The sequence below is a fragment of the Dyadobacter sp. CY261 genome, from assembly GCF_021440085.1.
GTDB lineage: Bacteria > Bacteroidota > Bacteroidia > Cytophagales > Spirosomataceae > Dyadobacter.
On record NZ_JAKCPW010000006.1, the window covers coordinates 496555 to 516066 of the forward strand.

Below are 19512 nucleotides of genomic sequence, written 5' to 3' on the forward strand. Positions count from 1 at the left end.
AAAACTTTGGGTTTTGAAGCTCAATTTGAAGAAAAGTTGTCTTAAGTTTGCGCCCTGATCACGACAGATTACACATGCCCGTCCTTACCGTTTTTTACATTAAGCTGCTCATTAACCTCGCATTGACAATCGGAATTATCTGGACAATCAGCCGTTCGGATCTTTTCTTAAAATGGCAGCAGGAAAACGACAGATTGATTTTTACGCTGGGTTTCGTGCTTTTCCGGCTCATTCCCTGGATCGGCATTTTCCTTATCATCAACGAGGAACCGCGCGGCGATATCCCCTTCTTTTTCTACAAAGCGGAAGGCGCCAAGGCCGGCGGGTTCGTATACCGCGATTTCTGGTCGTACCATGCACCGCTTTACGCCTACATTATCAGCATTCCGGTGTGGATCTGGCATAATGCACGGGCTATTGTACTTTTTATGGTATTGATGGAAAGCGCTATTCTGTGGCTTACCTATGATACCTATAAAAGCAAGAGCCCGAAAGCGTTGCAACTGGCAGCCATTTACTATATGCTTCCTGCCGCATTTATGTACATTCTGGTTGATGGGCAGGAAGAGGTGTGGTTCTGGGGCGCAGCGTTGCTGATCTGGCGCTACACTTTAAAAAACAGAAGCAATTACGAGGTCGGTATCGGGCTTTTATATGCGCTAACATTGCTGACCATTAAGGTGACATTCATATTTCTGCTTCCGGCGATGCTGGTCATGGTGAAAAAGCCGATTAAAATGCTGCTGGTCATGGCGGCGGTTGGCTTACCGGCAGTTGGTTTCTTATATTGGCAGATCGGCGATCTGTTCCTGATGCCCATCCGGCATACTGAGCAGTTGATGACACCCAACTTGTTTTCCGTTTTAAGGCCTTTCATTGAAATCGTTTTTCATGTAGATGAGAAGAAATCCACGCTTATCAACTGGATTGGATTGCTTTTCACGGTTTTCATACCGGTTTATATGGCCTTTAAAGCGCGTCATCGGCATATCAGTGAAGTTTTGCCGGGCATTTTCATCGCCTGCTTTGTGTGCATGATGCTATTCCAGGCCAGTGCCATGGGCGCATATGTGATCGCCTACCTCATGGCCGTTCTGTTTGAAATCATTGATATCCGCAAAACGGTTCATGTGGTCGTTCTGCTCGCGCTGAACTGGCTTACGGTCGTGCAGCCATTTGTGTGGGTATATATCAAACAGCCCGCGTACAAATCGCTGGGCATGTTCGCCAATGCTTCGTTCCTGTTTGAATACGGGTTGCAGATCTTGAATGTGCTTTGCTTCCTGTGGATTCTCCGCGAAACTTATCGCAAAGTGGTTCCGTCCCAAACTCTGGCAACGGCATGAGCATAGTCCTGGCCAAAACCGCTATCAGCGTTGCCGCATTGTTCCTAACGGCTGCATTGCTTTTTAAAAAAGGCTTGTTGACAGATTGGCTGGAAAAGAAATCTGCAAATGCCGTCTTGGGCGTCACATGGGTAGTACTCCGACTTCTGCCATTCATTGCCGTCTACCTCGTCGCCAACATGGAGCCAACATCAGACGTAAACGGCTTCTGGGACGAAGGCAGCAAGGCGTCGGTCGGGCAAGTCGTGTATCGCGATTTCTGGTCGCCCTATTCCCCACTTTACGCATACTTCCTCGGTATCTGGCTCAAACTTTGGTACAGCCCCAAAATGATCGTGCTGACGATGGCTGCTATGGACGGCATTGCATTGTTCGTATCCTACCATTTTTTCAGGCCATTCCAATCCCGCGGCACATTTCTTTTCCAGGCCATCATTTATCTGCTTTTGCCGGGCTCACTTGTGTTGTGTGTGATAGGCGCGCAAGAGGATGTTTGGATGTGGCTTTTTGTAATCCTCGCCTACCTCGTGCGGGAGCGTACGTTGCGTGTAGAATGGTATGCGATCATTCTCGCGATCGGCCTGCTGATGACAAAAGCTATTTTCGTCCTCATTATGGTTCCATTGTTTTTGGTCGAAAAACAGAAAATCCGTTTTGTTATTCCCATTGCCATTATCGGCATTATCTCGCTCGCTGTGTTATACCCGCTGGTAGGCCTGGAATTTATGCAGCCTTTGGACGAAGCCAAAACACTCCGCGCTCCTAACATACCTTCCATACTCAACCCTTGGTTTTACGATTCCATTGGTGTAGGAGAAAAATTCTGGAACTGGATCGGGCTGGTAGCTTCCGTAGGGCTGGCTTGCCTGGCTGCCTGGCGGCTTCGTAATGCCGATTTCCGGGTAATGCTTTCTAAAGTCTGGATCGTGTTATATGCTACGATAATGATCGTACAACAGAGCGCTTACAGCAATTACATCTTCCTTTTCCTGATCCCGCTGGTATTCTATGTGATTGATTGGAAGAACAAAACACAGGTTACGATCCTTTTCGTATTCAACTTGCTCTGCGTCGTGCATCCGTCTTATTGGTGGCGGCTCGGGATGCCCTGCTATATGACGCCGTCGGACACCACAGCTTCATCGGAGTTGCTAATCGATTATTCCATGCAAACCGTCATTGTACTCCTCACGGGTTATTTCATCTGGCTTGCCTTTCCCAAAAAGCACGAAGTTTAACTTTATTTAACGGCTTGCTGTCGACATGGGTTTTTACATTTGGGACTACTCAAAAACGCCCGAATGCAGCCCGTCGATCGCCATACCTTCAAGGAATTGCAACTTTTGCCTGAAAACGGCCGCTCGGGAAGCATTTTCAATTTCTACAATCAAACCGAAACCCTCGGCGGTGCCGATTATCTCAAGAGTATCATTACCAAGCCCAAGGATACGCTCGGCCAAATCCTCCGCTTCCAGCAGTTACTGAAAGCGATCGCAGCACACCCGAACGCATGGCGCGTCAATATCGCAAAAGCATACGCAGCGGCGGCAGAAAGCTATTACGCATTGAGCGTCGCGCATTCGATGTCCCAGGATGCTATGAAGCATTGGGTAGATACCTGGTGGTATTCGGCGAAAAACCGGGCAGAATTTTACCGGATTCAAAGTGGGGTGTTGGCGACATTACGGCTGGTTCGGGCTATTCAGTTGACATTGAACAACCTGTCGGAAACTGTAATTCCCGACGAGCTCTCGGAGGATATTGCGGAGCTCCGGAAATTTATCTTCTCTCCTGTTCTGTCATTGTTTCTTAAAGGGAATGATAGCAAGCTTTCGAAAAGTTCCACATTTTACCTCGACTATCATTTCCGGATCAGCCATAGAAACGAGTTCAGGCAAATGCTCGACACTCTTTACCGACTCGATGCCTGTATGGCCATCGTGAAAACTGCACGAAGGCATCAGCTCGCATTTCCGGTTTTCGACCTGCATGCAAAAGAGCTGCGTACAGAGGCCGCCTGGCATCCGCTGATAGCGGCCGCGGTAGCGAATGATCTCGCATTGGCCGACGATCATTCCGTTTGTATCCTGACCGGTGCAAATACGAGCGGCAAAACAACTTTCCTCAAAACCTGCGGCGTCATTGTCTACCTCGCACATCTGGGCTGGCCTGTACCGGCAACATCGCTTCACCTGACTTTTATAGATCGTCTTTTTACCTCGATTCACCTCTCCGACGACCTTGACCTGGGTTTCAGCCATTTTTACAAAGAAATGATGCGTATTAAACAGATCTCACAAGCGTTGAGCAATGGCGAAAACTGTTTTGTGATCGTGGATGAATTATTCAGAGGCACCAATCAGGAAGATGCATTGCATTGTTCCAAAACGGTGCTCGATGGCTTCGCAAATTTCACCGGCTCCTATTTCCTCGTCTCAACCCATCTTCACGAACTGATCGGCCACTATGACAAACGCATGAAGTTTAGTTTCCGTTGTTTCCGCACCCACATTACCGATAGTCAATTCCATAACACATTTAAAATAGAAGAAGGCGCAGCGTTCGAGAAAGTAGGGCGTCTCATTATGGATCAGACAGGCGTGACCGCCCTGTTACGAAATGCGGGAGGCCCACTAACATGAGAGCCTCCCGCATCTAATTATCAAAATTTCTTATTCAATTACATCAAAGCCGCAATAGGGCACCAGCACACCAGGTACTTTTACTGTTCCGTTGGGTTGCTGATTGTTTTCGAGCAATGCGGCTACAATACGAGGCAATGCCAATGCCGATCCGTTCAACGTGTGAAGCAGTTGCGTTTTCTTTTCGGCATTTTTATAACGCAGTTTCAGGCGGTTGGCCTGGTAGGTTTCAAAATTCGAAATCGAACTGCATTCCAGCCAGCGCTGCTGCCCGGCCGACCAGACTTCGAAATCGTAGGTCAATGCGGACGTGAAACCCATATCGCCGCCGCACAAGCGGAGAATGCGATACGGCAGTTCCAGCTTTTCCAGCAGGCTTTTCACGTGCGCCACCATTTCGTCGAGGGCTTTATAAGAATCCTCCGGCTTGTTGATTTGCACGATCTCCACCTTGTCGAACTGATGCAAACGGTTCAGCCCACGCACGTGCGCGCCCCAGCTTCCTGCCTCCCTTCGAAAGCAAGGCGTGAACGCTGCATTCTTAACTGGCAATTCACTCTCAGCGACAATGACGTCTCGGTAAAGGTTTGTAACCGGCACCTCGGCGGTCGGGATCAGGTAAAGATCATCCTGCGCATCGTGGTACATTTGGCCCTCCTTGTCGGGAAGTTGTCCGGTAGCAAATCCGGAATCTGCATTCACCACGATTGGCGGCTGCACTTCGGTGTAACCCGCATTGCCGGCCTCATTGAGGAAGAATGCGATCATAGCGCGCTGCAAACGGGCGGCTTTGCCTTTGTACACAGGGAAACCCGCGCCCGTAATCTTATTACCAAGCTCGAAATCGATGATGGGGGCCTGGTCACCGCCCAGCTTTTTGATGAGATCCCAGTGCGGCAATGCACCTTCATGCAATGTGGGCTTTGTACCGGCTTCCAGTACAGTTACATTGTCCTCGGCAGTACGACCTTCGGGAACACTTTCGTGTGGCAAATTCGGCAGCTTCACAAGCTCTTCGAGCAATGTAGTTTCAACGCCCTTGTGTTCTTCCTCCAATGCCCTCGAACGCTCTTTTAATGCAGCCGTATTGGCCTTCGCGGCTTCTGCCTCCGCTTTTTGCCCCGACTTCATCAAGGTGCCTATTTCTTTGGCTATGTTGTTGGATGCCGCGAGCGTATCGTCCAGTTCTTGTTGGATCTGGCGCCTCTTCGCATCGAGTCCGATGATATGGTCTACCGCCTGTTCAGCATCTTTAAAGTGCTTTTTCGTCAACCCAGCGATCGTCAGATCCCGGTTTTCACGGATAAAATTGGTTTGTAACATTGGCTGTCGGCTGTCGGCTGTGGCGATCAGCTTTTTATATTTGTAAATGCTTTAGATCAAGGCGCGGTGAAGATGTCCTTCATGGCATCTTCGTAAAAGAACAGACGCTCGTTAAGCACGTTCAGTGCCTCCGCTTTGTATTTTGAATGGATCAGAAGCGATAGGTTGTGCTCAGAAGCTCCGTACGAAATCATTCTTATTGGAATATTTTTCATAGCATCAAGCACTTTCAGCGCAATGCCTTCCTTATCGGCACTGAAATTACCAACGATGCAAATAATATTCTGGTCGCGGTCATGTTCTTCCAAATCAGCAAATTCACGTAATTCAGCGCTAATCTGTTCCAGGTTTTCGGAGTTATCGATCGTTACAGACACCGACACTTCGGAAGTCGTGATCATATCCACCGGTGTTTTATACTTTTCAAAAATTTCAAACACCCTGCGAAGGAAGCCGTAAGCATTCAGCATACGGGTCGAGTGAATGTAAATCGCCGTGATATTGTCTTTCGCTGCGATGGCCTTGATGTCGCGGTCGGAGGTCTGGGTAGCGATCAGCGTTCCAGGGGCTTCCGGCTGCATGGTATTTTTCAAACGGACCGGCACGCCTCTCAGTTTGGCAGGCGTGATAGTGCTTGGATGCAAAATTTTCGCACCGAAATAAGCCAATTCAGCCGCTTCTTCGAACGTCAGCTCACGAATTGGGAAAGTACGTTTCACAATGCGGGGGTCGTTGTTATGCATTCCGTCGATGTCGGTCCAAATTTGGATTTCATCGGCGCGAATGGCACCACCGATCAAAGAAGCCGTATAATCAGAACCGCCTCTTTTCAGATTGTCGACTTCCTCACGAGGATTACGGCAAATGAAGCCTTGCGTAACGATCGTTTGCTTGTCGGTATATTGGTTCAAAATCGTCACCAATTTCTCTTCAATCGTTGCCAGTTCCGGCTCGCCATCGGCATCAATACGCATGAAATCCAATGCGGGCAGCAACACAGCGCTTTCGCCTTTTTCTTCCAAATACGCCTGGAACATTTTGGTACTCAATATCTCCCCTTCGGCGACCAGCTCTTTCTCTTGCTTGATCGTGAACGGCTTAACCCCCACTACTGATTTGATGAAACCAAACTCCGCATCAACGATCTGGTGACCATTCGACAGTCCTTCGGGCGTCGAATACAGTTCCTTGATAAACAGATCATAATGGTTCTTCAATTCCTCGATCAAAGCTGCAGCCTTGGCATCGTCGTACGATTTGGCTGCCTCTCCGATAGCGATCAGGGCGTTGGTTGAGCCAGACAATGCTGACAACACCACGATTTTACGATTAGGATCATTGTTGAGGAGTTCGCGGATTGAATGCATACGCTCAGGCTTTCCTACCGAAGTGCCGCCAAATTTCCAGACTTGCATAACTGATTTGAATGATTGAATGACTGAATGATTGAATTTTCAATGACTGAATGAGTGAATTTCGAATGAGTGAATGAGTGAGTGAATATGTGGCTTATGAATGAGCCGCCGTGCAAGCGGAATGAACAAATGTTGATTCCGTAACCCGTAATTGAACAAGTCAATGACTTCTGAATAGTTTCCAAGGAAACATTCACTCATTCACTCATTCAATCATTCAAAATTAGCTTGAGCCCGAGCATTTTGATCGCCGTCATCGCAGCTTCGTCGCCTTTGTTGCCATGAACGCCGCCTGATCGTTCGAGTGCCTGCTCCATATTGTTAGGTGTCAGTACGCCGAAAATCACAGGTTTGTCATATTTCAGGCTCACATTCGTGATGCCCTGCGCTACTGCGTGGTTGATGTAGTCATTATGCTTGGTTTCGCCTTGGATTACTACGCCCAATGCGATCACGGCATCGATATCGGCACGTTGTGCGAACCATTGTGACCCCATGGTAAGCTCAAAGCTTCCCGGCACATTACCTCTGAAGATATTTGCCGCGAGCGCCCCGTAGGTGATCAGCGTCTGGTATGCGCCTTCAAACAACTTCTCGGTCACTTCGCTATTCCATTCGGCCACAACGATTGCGAATCTTTTATTGCTGATATCCGGAAGTCCTTCCGTTGTAAATACACTCAGATTTTTATCGGCACTTGACATTGCAGTTGATTTTCAGTGATTTTTAAAAAGCATACTTTAAAATTCGGCTTAAACGAATAAAAAAAGGATAAAACCATGGTCGGCTTTATCCTTTTTCAGAAACAGAATGGTTAACCATTATTTGCCGACCTGTCCCTCTAATAATCCCATATATTTCTTGGCATTCACCACTTCCGAGGAAAGTGGGAACTCGTCAACAACACGTTTATAGGACGCAACCGCGTCGGCAGGCTGGTTGGCCTTTTCCTGAGCAAGTGCAAGTTTCATCAGATAAACCGGTGTAAAATATTCATTTCTTTCATAATCAGCGGCTTTCTGATAATATGAAATAGCCTCGGCAGGCTGATTTTTTTCAAGATATGCATCTCCGATCAAAGACTGAGCACGTGCATGGATCAAAAGGTCAGAAGAACTGAATGATTGCAGACGGCTAATAGCATCGTCATATTTGCCTTGTTTAAGCAATGCCACACCCGCATAAAAGCTGGCCAGGTTGCTGGCGTCGGTCCCTTTATAATTATCGGCGATTGAAAGAAGTCCTTCGTTACCACCGCTTCCGTTTAATGCTTTTTGCAATGAATCAGCTTCAAAATCGTAAACAACACTTGCGAGCGCATTCTGAGCGGTGCCTTCCTGACCATCTATATAAAAACGGTAGCCGGCAAACCCTATAATAGCAACCAGAATAGCCCCTCCAAGTCCAAGTAGAACCTTACGGTTTTTTAGAAAAAAAACCTCTGCTTTATTGATCTGGCCTGCTAATGCCTCCGGAGATTCAATGATTTCAATCCCGGATTCGCCCGTAATTTTCTTGCTCATATCAATTAATTCGATTTTGGAGTGCAAAGTTATGAAAAACTTATTAAGTCAAAACAAGTTAGGACACAATTCTTTGCGCGATGCACTAATGGAGCGCTATTAATGAACGAATGGTAGGCGGTGACAAATGCATTGGAGGCTGTTCGATTTGTAAGTCAATGCATTAATCAGTAAACAAAAACTGCGCGGTGACCATGGTCACCGCGCAGTTTTTAGCAATACCTATCTATATCAGTACAATGGAAACTGTTTCATCCATTCGTTTACTTCTGTTTTCACCGCAGCGATTTTCGCGTCGTTGTCGTTATTAACCAGAACGGTATCAACTAACTCCACGATACGCTCCATATCTGCCTCAACCAGTCCGCGGGTCGTCATCGCAGCAGTTCCCACACGCATACCCGACGTTACCATGGGCGATTTGTCGTCGAAAGGCACCATATTCTTGTTGATGGTGATATCGGCTTTGATTAATGTGTTTTCAGCCAGCTTACCCGTAAATCCTGATTCAATACCGTTTTTAGTACGCAGGTCGATCAGCATGAGGTGGTTGTCGGTACCGCCTGAGATGATGCGGTAACCTTTATCCACAAATGCTTTGGCCATCGCCTGGGCATTTTTCGCAACCTGGGTTGCATAGTTATAATATCCTTCGCTCAAAGCTTCACCGAATGCAACGGCTTTGGCAGCGATAATGTGCTCCAAAGGACCGCCTTGTGTTCCAGGGAAAACGCCTGAATCCAAAAGCGACGACATGGTACGCAACTGGCCTTTCTGCGTTTTGATGCCAAATGGGTTTTCAAAATCATTACGCATCATGATCACACCGCCGCGTGGGCCGCGCAAAGTTTTGTGCGTTGTAGTTGTAACAATATGGCAGTGATCGAATGGATCTTTCAACAGTCCTTTGGCGATCAAGCCCGCAGGGTGGGAAATATCAGCCATCAGTAATGCACCAACCTGGTCGGCGATGGCACGCAGACGTTCGTAATCCCAGTCACGGCTATACGCAGACGCACCGCAGATCAAAAGCTTTGGACGTTCTTTCAATGCCGTTTCTTCCACTTTATCCCAATCGATCAGACCGGTTTCCGCTTCAACCCCATAAAAAACAGGTTGAAAGTATTTACCTGAAATGTTCACCGGTGAACCGTGCGTAAGGTGGCCTCCATGAGAAAGATTAAAGCCCATGATCTTGTCGCCAGGGTTCAGGCAAGCAAGGAAAACAGCTGTATTGGCTTGTGCTCCCGAGTGTGGCTGTACGTTAGCCCAGGTAGCACCAAAAAGTTCTTTCAAACGGTCGATCGCAATCTGTTCGATTTCGTCAACCACTTCGCAGCCGCCGTAGTAACGTTTACCCGGAAGACCTTCTGCATATTTGTTGGTCAACACACTTCCTGACGCCTCCATTACCTGACGGGAAGTGAAGTTTTCAGAAGCGATCAGTTCGATGCCAGACTCCTGGCGATGTTTTTCTCTGTTGATCAGATCAAAAATGGCGGTGTCACGTTCAACGCTGGTGAGAGTAGACATGGGATTTGTCAGAAAAATGGTGTGATATTTCGTGGAATAAGCCGCAAAAATACGAGCAATTATTTTGGAATAAAATACTAACACTTACTTTATATTTAAAGTGCCAATGCGCTAGTTTACATTAGCAGAGCAAATAGCCCACAAAGGGGCGACAGGCGTAATTTTAAGTGTAAGTTATTTCTTAAATTATTTTAAGAATAATTGTTTTCCGTTGTACTTTTGTAGTCAATTCGTTCGTGCGTGATCGAACACATGAGTAACTTGCAGTTTAATCCTAAGTCTATTCACGAAACTCTTACATCATTTAACTTTAAGTTATGAGCCAACAAGCGGTAAGTCCACAAACAATCCTGATGCAAGCTTCCAGCAATGGAAAAGGCACTACCGGCACCATAGGGCAACCCATCACCTATGAAAAAATCCCGACGCAGATTTTTGCCGATTCGAAAGAGGCGTCCTATGCGGTAGCAAAAGAGATCTCGGACCTCATCCGTCAGAAACAAAAGGAAGGTAAACCTTGTGTTTTGGGACTCGCGACAGGCTCTTCCCCAAAGACAGTTTACGCGATCCTTGTGCGTATGCACCGTGAAGAAGGTTTGAGCTTTAAGAATGTGATTTCTTTTAACCTGGATGAGTATTACCAGATGGAACCGGACTCCATTTACAGCTACCACCGGTTCATGAAAGAGCAGTTATTCGATCATGTAGACATTCCGAAAGAAAACTATTTCTTGCCCGATGGTACAGTTCCTGCACCATTGCTGCGCGATTACTGCGCTTCTTATGAAAATAAAATCAATGCGGTGGGCGGACTGGACTTCCAGTTGCTTGGTATCGGTGGTAACGGCCACATCGGTTTCAACGAGCCGGGCTCGCTTATCAACTCGCATACACGCCTCATCACGCTTGACCACTCAACCCGCGCCGCTGCCAGCATGGAGTTCGGTGGCTTGCACAATGTACCACGCAAAGCAATCACGTTGGGTGTAGCACCTATTTTGAATGCCCGCCGCGTAGTATTGCTGGCCTGGGGTGAAAGAAAAGCACAGGTTATCAAAGGTGCTGTTGAAGGCCCTGTTTCAGAGCTGAACCCTGCTTCTTACCTGCAAGCACATACTGACGTTTCGTTCGTAGTGGACGAAAGCGCGGCTACCGAGCTAACCCGCATTAAAACGCCTTGGGCGGTTGATTCGGTGATCTGGGATAATAAAATGATCAAGAAAGCGGTGACCCATTTGTCGCAGACCTTGAAAAAGCCGATCCTTAAACTGACCGATAAAGATTATAATGACAATGGTATGAGCGATTTGCTGGCACAATATGGCGCCGGCTATGAGATCAATATCAATGTATTTAACCAATTACAGAATACCATCACCGGATGGCCGGGCGGTAAGCCCAATGCGGATGATACCCATCGTCCAGAACGTGCACAGCCTGCGAAAAAACGCGTGCTAATCTTTAGCCCGCACCCCGATGACGACATCATTTCAATGGGTGGTACTTTCCAACGACTTGTTGATCAGGGTCATGAGGTTCACGTGGCTTACCAGACTTCCGGAAACATTGCCGTAGCGGACGACGAGGCATTGCGCTTTATCGATTTCGTGGTTGACTTCAATAAAGGATTTGAAATAGAAAGTCCGAATGCCAACAAACTTTTTCTTGATGCGAAAGAGTTTTTAAGGCATACTAAAAACAGTGAAATCGATAGTCCGGAGGTTCGTAAGGTAAAAGGTCTGATTCGTCGCGGAGAGGCCAAGGCTACCTGCCGCTTCGTAGGAGTTCCTACCAGCCAGGCTCATTTTCTGGATATGCCTTTCTACGAAACCGGAACCGTTCAGAAAAAACCGATCGGTGAAGAAGATATCAAGATCATTGAAAACCTGATCGAAGAAGTGAAGCCGCACCAGATCTACGCTGCCGGTGACTTTGCCGACCCGCATGGAACGCACAAGGTTTGCTGGGACGCTATCGAAGCCGCGTTGCAACGTTCGAAACACAAGAATTTCATGAAGGACTGCTGGGTATGGCTGTACCGCGGCGCGTGGGCTGAATGGGATATTTATGAAATCGAAATGGCTGTACCTATGAGCCCCGACCAGGTACTGAAAAAGCGCCAGGGAATATTCAAGCATCAGTCGCAGAAAGACGGCGTGGTGTTCCAGGGTGAAGATTCACGTGAATTCTGGCAACGTGCCGAAGAGCGGAACCGCGGAACGGCGCATTTGTACGATTCCCTTGGCCTGGCCGAGTATGAGGCAATGGAAGCCTTTGTACGCTGGAAATTTTAAGCGAATACCATCAATAAAAATAGCCCGGAGATTCCGGGCTATTTTTATTTTATATCTACCTGATATACTAATTAATAAATCTGTATTCGGTTCTATAATTCCATATCGGCCCACATCCTGTGCGCCATCTTCTCGACCATATTGATAACGCCTTGTACGGCACCAAAAATGATACATAATGGCAGAATGACCGGCAGAAATATCAGCCATTGCAATGCCATCGTAAAATTAAATCTCTTGATAATTGGCGTTTTCATAACAGGGTCAGGTGCTTGTTAACGTAGGTTATGTATCCCAAGTTATACAAATAATTAATGGCCGACAACTTTTTTAGTCTATCAACGACTAATTTTCATATAAAATTTGAATAAATAATGTAATTATTTCAATTGGATATTATGGAAAAGTAAAACAGCCCGATTTGTTACCCGCCATTATTAACCAGGCAGTAAAAAAAAATTTTGTTTATTTGTTATAGTAAAGTTAACTGCCACTTCCCAAATGCCTTCATCCGACATCATACAACTATTACCCGATTCCATAGCCAACCAAATTGCCGCAGGGGAGGTCGTTCAGCGCCCCGCTTCGGTAGTAAAAGAGCTTATGGAAAATGCGATCGATGCGAAGGCTACCCAGGTCCAGGTGATTCTTCGCGAGGCTGGCCGAACGTTGATCCAGGTAATTGATAACGGTTCCGGAATGTCGGAAACCGACGCCCGGATGTGCTTTGAGCGACATGCTACCTCCAAGATCAGGCAGTCGGAAGACTTATTCAGAATAAGGACGATGGGTTTCAGAGGAGAAGCGTTGGCTTCCATCGCGGCTGTGGCACAGGTTGAACTCCGAACCCGGCAGGAACCCGATGAAGTAGGTACATTGATTCGTATTGATGGTTCGGATATAAAAACACAAGAGCCTATCGCTTGTCCGAGAGGCACTAACTTTTCGATCCGAAACCTGTTTTTCAATGTCCCGGCACGTAGAAACTTCCTGAAGTCGAATTCGGTTGAAATGCGGCATGTGCTGGATGAATTTCAGCGCATTGCGTTGGCTAACCCGGAAGTAGGCTTTACACTGCATCATAACGACACAGAGGTTTTCAACCTGCAATCGGTTAAACTGGTCAAGAGGATCATTGACATTTACGGCAAAAGTTATCGGGAACAATTGGCCTATTGCCAGGAAGAAACTTCTTATATCAATGTGCGGGGTTACATTGGCAAGCCCGAATTTGCGCGCAAGACACGCGGCGAGCAGTTCTTTTTTGTGAATGACCGATTCATCAAGCATAATTACATGCATCACGCGGTGATCAGCGCTTTTGATGGAACTATCCCGGAAGGCAGCCACCCGTTTTACGTGTTGTTCATCGAAATCGACCCGTCGCACATCGATATAAACATTCACCCGACCAAAACAGAGATCAAGTTCGACGACGAGCGTTCGGTATATGCAATCATCATGGCTGCAGTCAAAAAGGCGGTAGGTGTTTATAATCTATCACAATCCATCGACTTCGAGGAAAACATTAATTTTCTCAATCCGACACCTACTGAAGCAAATAACAACCTTATACCTCGCACAGTAATGCCCGACTGGGCTGCGCAACCGCGCAAAAGTGAGGGCAGCAACTCCAAATCGAACCTGACAAATTGGAGCAAACTTTTCGAAGGGTTGCAAAATACAGAAGACAGGCACCGCGAGCTGGATGCATTCGAAATGGGTGCAACAGCCAATTCGAGGCCCGTCTATCAGGAACAAGCCAAAACCGTTGCCAGCAAGGTGAACCGAATGGCTTCAGAAGTAATTGCTGCCCCAGAGGCTGATGCATTGCTTTTCCAGCTCCACAACCGCTACATTTTATCGCAGGTCAAAGACGGGATCATGCTGATCGACCAGAAGGCAGCCTATGAACGCATTCTATACGAGAGATACCGTAAAATGCTGATCAATCGCAACGGAGCCTGCCAGCAACTACTTTTTCCAAAAACCATCCGGTTAACTCATTCCGATATGCAACTGGTGAATGAGACGAAAAAGGAAATCCGCAGCCTTGGGTTTGAGTTTGACGAATTCGGATCGAACGAATTGATCATTCGTGGCATTCCGGCCGATTTGCCGGAAGAAAGCGAGCAGGATCTGTTTGAAGAACTAATCGAGCAACTTAAACAGAGTTATTCCGACCTTAAACTCAACAAGCCGGAAAGTCTGTCGCGGTCGCTGGCAAAGCGTTTCTCTGTCCGGTACGCGGTAAAATTGTCGCACATGGAAATACACACATTGATGAACCAGCTATTTTCATCATCCGACCCGAACAGAACGCCCGGCGGTGAGCCGATCATTGTTCTTCTGACGATGGACAAGCTGGCCAATATATTCCGGGGTTGAGAACAAAAACCGGATATATACAGTTTATTGGAGATAAATATTTGAATTTGAACAAAATATGTTAGCCATAACCCCCACGGTAAGAAATTTATTAATCCTGAATATTCTATTCTACTTTATCGATTCTTCTGTTTTCAGCCTTAAAAGCCAGTTTGCACTGATGCCCGTGCTGTCACCGGAGTTTCACATTTTCCAGTTTGTCTCCTACATGTTCCTGCACAGCGGCATTGGCCATTTGTTCAGCAACATGTTTGGTTTGATCATGTTCGGGCCGTTATTAGAAAGGATGTGGGGACCTAAACGCTTCCTGATTTTTTACTTTGTAACTGGTATCGGTGCTGGGCTTTTATTCTCTGGAATAGGCTTTTACGAGAATTACCAGCTAGCGAATGCTGTTGACTTATTTACCCAGAATCCAAGTCCCGATGCTCTCGCGGATTTTCTCAGCAAACACGCTGAACGATACTATGAACCCAGTCTTGATTTTTTGAATTCATTTGAAGGAAATCCAACCAATTCCGTGTATATTCAAAACAGTATTAGGCTGGTACAAAGCGTGTTTGCAAATACTATCAGCATACCTATGGTCGGGGCCTCAGGGGCAATTTTTGGGATTCTGATGGCGTTTGGTTTGTTGTTTCCAAATACAGAGCTTTTTCTCCTTTTCGTCCCATTCCCGATAAAGGCGAAATATTTTGTCGCTTTTTACGGGCTTTTTGAATTGTACTCAGGGATACAAAATGCTCAATCTGATAATGTTGCCCATTTCGCGCACATTGGAGGAATGCTATTTGCATATATATTGTTGCGTTACTGGGGTACGCAAAAATCAAATTTCTATTAGAAGATGAGCAATATTGTTGACGACGTAAAACGGGAGTTCGCGAAATCCGAGAATGCACTGGTAAAGATTATTCTGGTAAACACGGCAGTATTCCTGGTTTTGCTGCTCATGAAAATTGTGTTGACCCTGTCACAATCTTCAAATATATATGCTCTGCTGATCAACATGTTACAGCTTCCGGCTGCAACGCAGGAATTCATCTATAAGCCCTGGACACTCGTCACGTACTTCTTCACACACGACGATATTTTTCACATCCTCTTCAACATGCTCTTCCTGTATTGGTTTGGAAAGCTGGTGGATGAGTATCTTGGAGCAAAAAGGGTTGTGGCGCTTTACCTGCTCGGTGGGATTGCGGGTGGGTTAATTTACATCGTGCTTTATAATTTGCTGCCCTACTTCCAGGCACATATTGAAGGATCCAGAATGTTAGGTGCCTCAGCCGCGGCATTTTCTGTGGCGGTCGGAGCTTCGACTTTACTCCCGAACTATACATTTAACCTGATATTTCTCGGGCCGGTACGGATTAAGTTTATCGCATTATTTTACATTATTTTGTCACTTGCGCAGACGGTTGGGCCCAATGCTGGCGGCAATCTTGCGCATTTAGGGGGAGCATTTACAGGCTATATATTCATCAAACTGCTGCAAAACGGGACAGATTTGGGAAAACCCATCTATGGCCTACTTTCGGTGTGGTCACGTATTTTCCGCAGACGCCCGTCCATGCAGGTAACCTATCGTGAAAGACAGGTATATCGCAGCACAAGCGTATATTCATCATCTTCATCGGGCACTATCGAAATGCCTGATCAAATGGAGATCGATTCTATCCTGGATAAGATCTCAAAATCAGGTTACGAGAGCCTGACGCGTGAAGAGAAACAAAAGTTGTTCAAGGCAAGCCAACAAAAATAATAGTCGCGGTTAATGCGTATTTGCTTAATTTTGTGACTATTTAGAAAAGCGGACAGCTAATAAATTGATTCAATAGCCCTATGGTATGCTTATAACGCCAGGAAAATTATTAGCAACGATTAATTCTCCCGAGGATCTTCGAAAACTGGACAGTTCTCAGCTTCCCCAGGTTTGCAACGAGCTAAGGCAATTTATTATTGATAATGTGTCGGTTTATGGCGGGCATTTTGGGGCGAGCCTGGGTGTAGTCGAACTGAGTGTAGCACTTCATTATGTGTTCAATACGCCTGACGATCAGCTAGTATGGGACGTTGGTCACCAGGCTTATGGGCATAAAATACTAACAGGTCGGCGTGATGAATTTCATTCCAACCGCACCTATGGAGGCCTTTCTGGTTTTCCAAAAAGAAAAGAAAGCATTTACGACGCATTTGGTGTTGGCCATTCATCTACTTCCATATCTTCGGCGCTTGGAATGGCGGTAGCGTCGGCCCTGGAGAAAAATTTCGAGCGCCAGCATATCGCGATTATCGGCGATGGTGCTATGACTGCCGGCTTGGCTTTTGAAGGCATGAACCACGCCGGAGCGACGGATTCTAATCTCCTGATTATTCTCAATGATAACTGCATGGCCATCGACCCGAACGTTGGTGCGCTAAAAGAATATTTGACCGACATCACCACTTCTCAGACTTATAACAAGTTCAAAGATGAAGTATGGAATCTGCTCGGAAAAATGAGCAATTTCGGCAAAAGTGCGCAGGAGATTGTTTCGAAAGTCGAGACAGCAATGAAGACTGCTATTCTTCGTCAGAGTAATCTTTTCGAATCACTCGGATTACGCTATTTCGGTCCCATAGATGGTAATGATATCGGCCATCTTACGGAGGTTTTGAAGGATCTGAAAAATATTCCAGGTCCCAAGTTGTTGCACTGCCTCACTATAAAAGGGAAAGGTTACGGCCCAGCGGAGAAAGATCAGACAAAGTGGCATGCTCCCGGCGTTTTCGACAAGATTACGGGAGAAATCAAGAAGAAAGTCTTCGACACGCCTCAGGCACCAAAATACCAGGATGTGTTTGGCCATACGCTTGTTGAACTGGCTAAACAAAATACAAAAATCGTCGGTATTACACCGGCAATGCCATCCGGGTCCTCTTTGAACATCATGATGGAAGCCATCCCAGACCGCGCATTTGACGTAGGTATTGCTGAACAACATGCAGTCACATTCTCGGCGGGAATGGCAACCCGTGGCGATGTCGTGTTTTGCAATATCTATTCAACATTCATGCAACGTGCCTACGATCAGGTAGTGCATGATGTGTGCATTCAGGAGTTGCCTGTTATATTTTGTCTGGACAGGGCAGGCTTAGTAGGTGCCGACGGACCAACGCATCATGGGGTTTACGACATTGCATTTATGCGCTGCATTCCGAATATGATTGTTGCATCTCCAATGAACGAGCAAGAGCTCCGGAATATGATGTATACAGCTCAGCTAGATTCCTTCCAATCGGGCAAAAATGCATTCACCATTCGTTATCCAAGGGGAAACGGTGTAATGCCAGACTGGAAGATGCCGTTTGAAGAAATAGAAATTGGTAAAGGGAGAAAGGTGAGAGGAGGCAGCGATCTAGCAATATTATCCTTTGGTCCGCTTGGCAACTATGCTTTAAAGGCATGCGAAGAGCTGGAAAATCAAAGCATTAGTGTCGCACTTTTCGATATGCGCTTTTCAAAGCCCTTAGATGAGGCTATGCTTCACGAAATTTTCTCCACCTATGATAGGGTCATGACTTTGGAAGATGGCTGCTTACAGGGCGGATTTGGTAGCGCTATTCTTGAATTTATGATTGACAATGGATATAATAGCCAAGTTAAGCGCTTGGGAATTCCTGATTTCATAGTGGAACATGGAGAACCTGCAGAGCTATATCATGAATGCGGTATCGACACGCTCGGAATCGTCGCTGCATCCGTTCAGTTCATGCAGCAGCAGTCGCGAGCCGCTTCGCTATTGCACTAGGTTCGAAGGCAAGATACCAGCTAAGGCCGGTCGTCAGATCAGCTTTTCTTTTTTGTCCAATCTAGGCGATCCCGATTGAGCGCAACCTAAATTAAATTCCGCTTGACGGGAGGCGGGCCGAGGAAGAAGGGAGGTCAACAGCGATCCTGACCATTCCAATGTCCCAAACGCAAGAAGGCCCTTTAGTTGTGTTAACCGAAAAGCTGGGCGCTTCTTCTTAGGGATGTTTATATGGGCGAAAACAGAAGATATAGCTAGCGTTTGAAATCAGCCTCGGACAGTTCTCTGGCGGTCCTCCCAGGCGTCAACATTGGAGTTACTTCACATTTAATTCAGTGTCATAACTTTTCGGGATTTACGTCTAATCGGTTTCCCATTACACTTCAAGCGCTGTAAAATGTATGCCGCTTTTTGGCAGCAACCCCAGTTTTTATCTTATTTAATGAGCAGACCGTTATTAAGTAAATTTGAGCATGCACAAGCCAAATCAAACGGCATGCCGTTCACGCTGGGTCACCGCCGGGTCAGGCCAGATAAATACCACCCGCACAAAGGTCACAAGCAGGATTAACTGTCTTAATAATGTTATCACGGCAAATCCCTTCGGCATTATCAAATAGGAGCTGTTTTACATGAACTAGTACAGCTCGATGATGAAATTCAAAATAGGCCTTTAAATGTCGGGCCCATCTTGGCAACATAATCGGATTGTCGAAGCGACACAAGCACGGCTCCAGCTGCTTATGCCCCGTAGTAGCAAAAGTATAAATCCAATGGTGACTAATTGCCCTAGCACAAAAAAAGCGGGAAAAGCTGCGTTAAAAATTGCATAAACGTTTGCTACGCCCCATTTTTCATTCATACAAGCATGTTCTAATAGTTCTCTGTCTGGATGTAATAAAGGTAAACATGCCTATAAACGCAAAAAGCATCCTTTTGAGGGGATGCTTTTTGTTTGTTAAAATTGTGGCGGCTACCTACTTTACCAGGTTTGATCCAAGCCTGCGCGGCGCGGTATCATCGGCGGTTCTGGGCTAGGTGCCCCCGGCTAGGTGCCCCCGGCTAGGCGCCCCCAGCTTAGCCAGCCGCTCTTAACTTCTCTGTTCCGGGCCGGGGTGGCGTACCACTGGGGAGAGGTGAAGCGAACGTTGCTCCGAACCAGGCCCTAAGGCACAAAAAAAGACCATCCTTTTGAGATGGTCTTCATGCAATGGTATTGTGGCGGCTACCTACTTTACCAGGTTTGATCCAAGTATC

14 protein-coding genes are annotated in these 19512 nt (G+C 46.6%); 8 read left to right on the forward strand and 6 right to left on the reverse strand.

Translation table 11 applies throughout. The features are described from left to right. Positions 1-74 precede the first annotated feature (74 nt). The 3 genes from LZD49_RS19510 (at position 75) to LZD49_RS19520 (ending at position 3988) form a co-directional block, all read left to right on the forward strand. Positions 75-1346 carry a hypothetical protein gene (locus LZD49_RS19510; RefSeq protein WP_234669247.1) on the forward strand — a complete coding sequence of 424 codons (1272 nt, stop codon included), beginning with the start codon at positions 75-77 and terminating at the stop codon, positions 1344-1346. After that, positions 1343-2584, forward strand: a complete 1242-nt coding sequence (locus tag LZD49_RS19515; protein WP_234669248.1) for a hypothetical protein — start codon at positions 1343-1345, stop codon at positions 2582-2584. Before LZD49_RS19510 ends, LZD49_RS19515 begins: the two co-directional genes overlap by 4 nt. A 63-nt stretch (positions 2585-2647) precedes the next feature. Then, positions 2648-3988, forward strand: a complete 1341-nt coding sequence (locus LZD49_RS19520) for a MutS-related protein (protein ID WP_234669249.1) — start codon at positions 2648-2650, stop codon at positions 3986-3988. A gap of 30 nt (positions 3989-4018) precedes the next feature. Here LZD49_RS19520 and serS read toward each other — a convergent pair whose 3' ends face one another. From serS to glyA, 5 genes are all read right to left on the reverse strand, one after another. Further along, positions 4019-5311: a serine--tRNA ligase gene (serS, locus tag LZD49_RS19525; protein ID WP_234669250.1), complete on the reverse strand. Its 1293-nt coding sequence runs from the start codon at positions 5309-5311 to the stop codon at positions 4019-4021. A gap of 56 nt (positions 5312-5367) precedes the next feature. Further along, entirely contained in the window at positions 5368-6726 is a 1359-nt protein-coding gene (locus tag LZD49_RS19530) for an aspartate kinase (RefSeq protein WP_234669251.1), read from the reverse strand. A gap of 209 nt (positions 6727-6935) precedes the next feature. Beyond that, positions 6936-7430, reverse strand: coding sequence for a 6,7-dimethyl-8-ribityllumazine synthase (ribH, locus tag LZD49_RS19535; protein ID WP_234669252.1), 495 nt, complete (start codon positions 7428-7430; stop codon positions 6936-6938). Positions 7431-7547: 117 nt separating this feature from the next. Then, entirely contained in the window at positions 7548-8249 is a 702-nt protein-coding gene (locus LZD49_RS19540; protein ID WP_234669253.1) for a tetratricopeptide repeat protein, read from the reverse strand. Between the two features lie 231 nt (positions 8250-8480). Continuing rightward, positions 8481-9782 (reverse strand): serine hydroxymethyltransferase, encoded by a 1302-nt coding sequence (gene glyA, locus LZD49_RS19545; RefSeq protein ID WP_234669254.1) that lies wholly within the window; start codon positions 9780-9782, stop codon positions 8481-8483. 353 nt (positions 9783-10135) lie between these two features. Between glyA and nagB the strand changes: the two genes are divergently transcribed. Further along, positions 10136-12076 carry a glucosamine-6-phosphate deaminase gene (gene nagB, locus LZD49_RS19550; protein ID WP_234669266.1) on the forward strand — a complete coding sequence of 647 codons (1941 nt, stop codon included), beginning with the start codon at positions 10136-10138 and terminating at the stop codon, positions 12074-12076. A gap of 92 nt (positions 12077-12168) precedes the next feature. Here nagB and LZD49_RS19555 read toward each other — a convergent pair whose 3' ends face one another. Then, complete coding sequence (locus tag LZD49_RS19555) at positions 12169-12333, reverse strand: hypothetical protein (protein ID WP_234669255.1); 165 nt, start codon at positions 12331-12333, stop codon at positions 12169-12171. A gap of 244 nt (positions 12334-12577) precedes the next feature. Here LZD49_RS19555 and mutL point away from each other — a divergent pair, with 244 nt between their 5' ends. The 4 genes from mutL (at position 12578) to dxs (ending at position 18255) form a co-directional block, all read left to right on the forward strand. Beyond that, the gene (gene mutL / locus LZD49_RS19560) at positions 12578-14464 is read left to right on the forward strand and encodes a DNA mismatch repair endonuclease MutL (RefSeq protein ID WP_234669256.1); all 1887 of its coding nucleotides are present in this window, start codon (positions 12578-12580) and stop codon (positions 14462-14464) included. Positions 14465-14522: 58 nt separating this feature from the next. Continuing rightward, positions 14523-15308 carry a rhomboid family intramembrane serine protease gene (locus LZD49_RS19565; protein ID WP_234669257.1) on the forward strand — a complete coding sequence of 262 codons (786 nt, stop codon included), beginning with the start codon at positions 14523-14525 and terminating at the stop codon, positions 15306-15308. A 3-nt stretch (positions 15309-15311) separates the two neighbouring features. Next, positions 15312-16226: a rhomboid family intramembrane serine protease gene (locus LZD49_RS19570; RefSeq protein WP_234669258.1), complete on the forward strand. Its 915-nt coding sequence runs from the start codon at positions 15312-15314 to the stop codon at positions 16224-16226. An 85-nt stretch (positions 16227-16311) separates the two neighbouring features. Next, positions 16312-18255, forward strand: a complete 1944-nt coding sequence (gene dxs / locus LZD49_RS19575; RefSeq protein WP_234669259.1) for a 1-deoxy-D-xylulose-5-phosphate synthase — start codon at positions 16312-16314, stop codon at positions 18253-18255. Positions 18256-19512: the final 1257 nt, after the last annotated feature.